The sequence below is a fragment of the Methylobacterium sp. E-005 genome (assembly GCF_022829725.1).
Classification (GTDB): domain Bacteria; phylum Pseudomonadota; class Alphaproteobacteria; order Rhizobiales; family Beijerinckiaceae; genus Methylobacterium.
The window spans coordinates 1-2,564 of record NZ_JAKSYG010000227.1 but is presented as its reverse complement, the minus strand read 5'-3'; the positions used below and the strand labels follow the sequence as shown (position 1 = coordinate 2,564).

Sequence of the window (2,564 nt, the reverse complement as noted above, 5' to 3'; positions counted from 1 at the left end):
GCCATGACTTGCGCAGCGCCGCGCAGAAAGGCGAACGGCGAAGAGGCCATGCGGGCGACCCGCAGCGGGATCAGGTGTGATTGCCGTCCCGCGTGCGCCGCTTCGATGACGGTCACCGGGTCGGGACGATCGCGGGCGACGTCGAGGGTGGCATGGGCAGCGTGGGGTAGTTCCAGGCGCAGGACCTTGCCGGCGGCACGACGTTTCTCCCACGGCTCGACACCCGCGCGCAGGTTGATATGCGGGAAGTCCGCGAGGGGATCGAGGACCACCTCCTCGGCAGCCTCGATGACCGCATCTTGCTCATCGGTCACCGCCGATGGGGTATCCGTAGGCTGCGCTGACCGTTCCATCGACTTCATCCGACCGCTCCACACCCAGGCAACGGTCCGGCCGCGGAACAAACCCCTCCGCTCAACGTGGACTCAACCGCGCACCCCCACGGGTGGCGCGCTGCCGCGCGGAACCGGCCATTACTCGCGCCGCCGACTCACTCATTCTTGCTGCCGAAGTATGGTGACCGCGGCCCACGATCTGCGACGACCTTCGGCGCGCTCCGAGGCGGGTGCACGACGCGCTCGCTATGCAAAGCATCCGGCACGTGACACTCACGTCCCATGAGCAGCTTGCACAACCTGATTGGGACGGTCGCCCGCCGGCGTCACGCGCCGGTCACCGACTACGGCGTCACGCTGCTGTTTGTCGGCGCCATGACGTTCGTTCGGTTCCTCGCTCCGGCCTACGTCGCGCCGTTCCTGTTGTACATCCCAGTTCTCTTGCTCGCGAGCCTCGCTTTTGGCTGGGGTCCAGGAACGCTGGCCTTGTCGTTGTCCACCCTGATCGCCGCGTGGTTCTACACTCAGGACGGGATGCTCGACGGCGTCGACGCTGCCTTGCTGTGTCAGTACGCATTGGTCGGCGCGACCATCGTGTGCATCTGCCACACCCTGCGCCGGTCCGTCGCGCAGAACGAAGCTACGCTGGGGCGGCTCCACGCCGCAAACCACATCCTCGTCGACAGGGAGGCGGCGTTGACACGCGCCAATGCGACGGCGGAGGCCGCTAAGGAAGCGGCCGAGCAGGCCAACACAGCGAAGAGCGATTTTCTGGCCAACATGAGCCATGAACTCCGCACCCCGCTCTCCGCGATCATCGGCTATAGCGAGATGATGGGTGAGGAGATCTCCGACGGTTGCGCGGCGTCGGACCTCGTGGCCGACATCGGCAAGGTCGAGCGCAACGCCCGTCACCTGCTCGGCCTGATCAACGATGTGCTGGACCTCTCCAAAGTCGAGAGCGGCAAGATGGAGGTCTACGCCGAGGACTTTGCGGTGGAGGACATGTTGCGCGACGTCGCGAGTTCGGTCGCGACGCTGGTCGGCAAGAGGGGCAACACGCTAGAACTTCAACTCGCGCTTGGCCTGAGCCGGATGCATTCCGACCTGACGAAGACGCGCCAGGTGCTCTTCAACTTCCTGAGCAATGCGGCCAAGTTCACGGAAAACGGGATCATCACGCTCGCCGCCTCGCGCATGACGGATCTCTCGGGCATCGACCGGCTCTCGTTCTCCGTCACCGATGCTGGGATCGGTATGACGACCGAGCAGGTCTCGCGCCTGTTTCAGCGTTTCGAGCAGGCCGATGCCTCCACGACGCGCAACTTCGGGGGTACCGGGCTCGGCCTTTCGCTCACGCGTTCCTTCGCTGACATGCTGGAAGGGACGGTCACGGTCTCCAGCACGCATGGCCAGGGGAGTACGTTTACGTTCACCGTGCCGGCAACCTTTGTTCCACCCGTCGATGAGCGAGCCTCGGACGATCCGGACGTTATCGTTGACGATGAGGTGGACGGCGATGTCATCCTGGTCATCGACGACGATCCGGACCAGCTCGCGCTCACGACGCGGTTCCTCCATCGCGAGGGCTTCCGGGTCCAGACAGCCACGAACGGCAGGAGCGGCCTTGACCTAGCCCGGAGGCTGCGGCCGCGCGCCATCGTGCTGGACGTGATGATGCCGGGCGTGGACGGGTGGTCGGTGCTGAGCCAGATCAAGGCGGACGCGATGCTTGCGTCTACACCCGTCGTGATGGTGACGTCCGTCGACCAGCGCAATCTCGCGGAATCGCTCGGCGCCTCGGACTACATGCTGAAGCCGGTCGACTGGTCCCGGTTCGGCAAGATTGTGAGTCAGTTCAGGCTGTCGGGGACGGACCGGCGCGGCACCGTGCTCCTCGTCGAAGACGAGGCCGTGACCCGCATGGCCATGCGCTCGACCCTCGAGGAGGACGGATGGTCGGTCGTGGAAGCCTCGAACGGGGAAGAGGGCCTGCTGCACGTGGCAGTCACCAAGCCGGACGTGGTCATCGTGGACTTGAACATGCCCATCATGGACGGCTTCGGCTTCCTGGAGGGCGTGCGAGCCGTGCCCGGCTGCTCGGACATCCCGGTGATCGTATTGACGGGTCGCGAATTCTCAGCGGACGACCGGAGCAAGCTTCGCGGCGCGAGCCAGATCCTCAATCGTGGCGACCTCGCGTCGGCGAGTCTGGCCGAAAGGCTGAGA

2 protein-coding genes are annotated in these 2,564 nt (G+C 65.3%); one reads left to right on the top strand and one right to left on the bottom strand.

The features are described 5' to 3' along the window. Positions 1-353 (bottom strand): DUF2252 family protein (locus MKK88_RS27655; protein WP_313902354.1); only part of this gene is annotated, 353 nt, incomplete at its 3' end. A gap of 264 nt (positions 354-617) precedes the next feature. On the opposite strand from MKK88_RS27655, the gene MKK88_RS27650 reads away from it, so the two are divergent. After that, the coding region (locus tag MKK88_RS27650) for a response regulator (protein ID WP_244005561.1) at positions 618-2,564 on the top strand (1,947 nt) is incomplete at its 3' end.